The organism is Mesorhizobium loti (assembly GCF_003148495.1).
In the GTDB taxonomy this organism is placed as follows: Bacteria; Pseudomonadota; Alphaproteobacteria; order Rhizobiales; family Rhizobiaceae; genus Mesorhizobium; species Mesorhizobium loti.
On sequence record NZ_QGGH01000043.1, the window covers coordinates 1 to 2,772 of the forward strand.

Annotated in this window: 3 protein-coding genes and 2 pseudogenes; 1 reads left to right on the plus strand and 4 read right to left on the minus strand. The window is 56.9% G+C overall.

Features of this window, described 5'->3' with window-relative positions; all coding sequences use genetic code 11:
* A pseudogene (locus C8D77_RS37125) lies at positions 1-157 on the plus strand (IS3 family transposase); the annotation flags it as partial.
* Between the two features lies 1 nt (position 158).
* Here C8D77_RS37125 and C8D77_RS38950 read toward each other — a convergent pair.
* The 4 genes and pseudogenes from C8D77_RS38950 to C8D77_RS37145 all read right to left on the minus strand — a co-directional run bounded on the left by C8D77_RS38950 (position 159) and on the right by C8D77_RS37145 (position 2,510).
* Positions 159-389, minus strand: a complete 231-nt coding sequence (locus C8D77_RS38950; RefSeq protein WP_109672943.1) for an ATP-binding cassette domain-containing protein — start codon at positions 387-389, stop codon at positions 159-161.
* Positions 376-495, minus strand: a pseudogene (locus C8D77_RS38770) (ABC transporter permease); the annotation flags it as partial. The pseudogene C8D77_RS38770 and the gene C8D77_RS38950, both read right to left, overlap by 14 nt.
* The gene (locus C8D77_RS37140) at positions 444-1,367 is read right to left on the minus strand and encodes an ABC transporter permease (protein ID WP_342770072.1); all 924 of its coding nucleotides are present in this window, start codon (positions 1,365-1,367) and stop codon (positions 444-446) included. The pseudogene C8D77_RS38770 and the gene C8D77_RS37140, both read right to left, overlap by 52 nt.
* Positions 1,368-2,297: 930 nt before the next feature.
* Positions 2,298-2,510 carry a helix-turn-helix domain-containing protein gene (locus tag C8D77_RS37145; RefSeq protein ID WP_095809600.1) on the minus strand — a complete coding sequence of 71 codons (213 nt, stop codon included), beginning with the start codon at positions 2,508-2,510 and terminating at the stop codon, positions 2,298-2,300.
* Between the last annotated feature and the right edge of the window lie 262 nt (positions 2,511-2,772).

Below are 2,772 nucleotides of genomic sequence, written 5' to 3' on the forward strand. Positions count from 1 at the left end.
ACCATGGCGTAACTTCGAAGCCGTCGAGTTCGCTACGCTCGAATGGGTCGACTGGTTCAATAATCGCCGGCTGCTGGAGCCCATCGGCAACATCCCGCCGGCCGAAGCCGAGGAACGCTACTACGCCATGCTGGATGAACCAGCCATGGCCGCGTGACTCAAATGAAACGGCCTCCAGAAAACCCGGCGCGATTCACCGCGATCGCAATCGTCGACTTGCCGGCGCCGGATTCGCCGATAAGACCCAGTATCTCACCGCGTCGCAGCGTGAGATCAATCCCTTTGACGATCTCGGCCCAACCGGCTTTGCTTTTGCCACCGATTCGAAGGCCTTTCACGTCCAGTATGACGTCGCCTTTGGCGCCGCGGACACTATCAAGTTTCGTCATCTAGGTCGCTCGATTCATGCAAAAACCAATCCACTAGGAAATTTACCCCAACCGTCAGAAGGGCGATGGCAGCGGCGGGCAGTAGTGGGGTGATATCCCCATAGGTGCGCTTACAGGCGCCTGGCGAAGGCCTTCGAGCAATGCCCTAAAGCGGCTGGGATCCTGGCGATGAGGCCGGTCGGCCGGGGATATGTTAAGCGGGGGGGAATGATCAGCGGGAGTACTCATTTGGGGTACATAAGCCTCGGATTGGTCGCAATCGCCAACACGTCGGCGAACATGTTCAGCAAAACGTAGGTGGCTGCAAAGATTAGGCTGCAGGCTTGAACGACCGTAATATCGCGACGCTGAACGGAGTCGATCATCAACTGCCCGAGTCCTGGATAGACCGAAAACAACTTCGACCACGACAACGCCTACAATGAGATAGGCGAGATCGATCACCACGACGTTGATAATCGGTGCCAGGGCATTGGGTAGCGCATGCCAGACAATGACCCGCCGCTGGCCAATGCCTTTCAGCTTTGCCATCTCTATAAACGGGCTGCCCAGAACGCTGATAATTGCCGCACGTGTCATGCGCATCATATGCGCGGTGACGACCAGAGTGAGCGTCAGTGCCGGCAACGTCACCAAGTAGAGGGAATGGGTAAAGCTGTCGCCTTCTCTCATCGTCGACAGGCTGGGAAACCAGCCCGCCTGGACGGAGAAGAACATGATCAGGATGTAGGCGACGAAGAACTCGGGAAATGAGATCCATGTGAGTGTGACCGCGTTCGTGAACCGGTCGAAAACCGACCCGCGATAAAGCGCCGTGAGCAACCCCAAGAGCAGGGATACCGGTACGGAGAAGCAGGCCGCAACGCCTGCCAGGAACAAAGTATTGCCCAGCCGCTCGCCTATCAACTGCGAGACGGCGCGCCCGTTTGCAAGGGAGTGTCCTAGATCCCCGGTAAGCAATCCACCAAGCCAGTGCACATATCTGACGTGAAGGGGCAAATCGAGCAAAGTAAACAAAGCGCTCCTTGATGGATTTCAGTTAATAGAGGAATCAGGGTTTTTAGTCGACACTTATTACACCGACGCGTTCGGGATTAATGTTACTTGTGCTCCCAATGCATGGCTTCGAAAGTCGTAAGCTTACTTGCTGGGCTCGTAACCCAAATCTACTGAAGGCCGCGCTGGATTATCGACATCCACCGTCGCGTTTGTGGAGTTCGGGACAGAGCGCATCTGGCCCTGTTCCCGCTCAGCGGCCTCCTCGAGCGCCTCGAAGTCTGGTAGTCACGCAGCGTGTCGAGGCCGAAGTATGACATGACGATCTTCGTCGTCACGTTGCATCCTACCGCATTTCCGAAATTGTTCGGCACGGTCGCAAGCGCACCGTTTGCGACCGTGCCGACGTCGGCGCCGAGCTGCCGGAGATCGGCGCAAGGCCGCCGACCGTCTCGTCGTCGCGGGCATAGCCGAACTCTCTGGTTCGCCCTGAAAAACTCTTGGATACCTTGCGTCGCAGGGATTCCCATCGGGTTTGAAGTATTGGAGAATGCCGGAAACCACCTTCGATCCCGTCGTAACGCAGTTGCGGGCAAAGACCTCTCGGATTCCCATTCGCGGGAGCCCACCCTCTTGTTGAGGATTTCACCACGGAGAATGCTCTACAAACCTAAGGAGCAACTGGCACGAGCATCGACTTTGCCCGAACCACCTCTCTCAGGGATCGCGACTTCCCGGATGCTATCTGACGATGATTATCGCTCAAGATCGGCGCTGTAGGTCACGCAAGCCGCGCCATGCAGCATGTATGGTCAAGACCCATGTCGAAGAAAACGGGCTCAGCTCACGGGCGGCCGGTTGCACGCCGTGAAAATCGATTGCGGCAATCCGGGATGGGCCGAATCGCCTTTGTTATTGCCGCGGCCTAATCAACTCACAAGGATCAACGTCAAGTGCTTTTGCGAGCTGGCCCAGCACACTGACGCTTGCGGAAACCCGAGCACGCTCGATCGAGCCCACATAGCGCATGCTCAGCTCTGCGCGTGCAGCCAATTCTTCCTGCGTCAGGTCCTGATCATGGCGCAAACGACGCATGTTGATCGCCATGACCTCCTTGAGATCCATGGCAAGAAAGGGACCAGAACCGGAACTATCGTTCTAGGAACGATCGTTCCTATTCGATATGATTAGCCCAACGAGGAGATGTCTCGCCCTACCCGATGATGACAAACCGAGCCGCACGAGGTCGCGATGAAACCCAAAGTTCAAGACCAAGTCCCGTGGTCGGACCGCCTGACCGCCTACGACAACGAGCACTTCACGGTCTATATGAGGCTCCTGGACGCGTCCTCCGACGATGCCAGCGAAGACGAGATGGCGCAGCTCG

Coding starts and splice junctions, on each gene's coding strand:
- C8D77_RS38950 (WP_109672943.1), bottom strand. CDS start 389: ATGACGAAACTTGATAGTGTCCGCGGCGCCAAAGGCGACGTCATACTG.
- C8D77_RS37145 (WP_095809600.1), bottom strand. CDS start 2,510: ATGGATCTCAAGGAGGTCATGGCGATCAACATGCGTCGTTTGCGCCAT.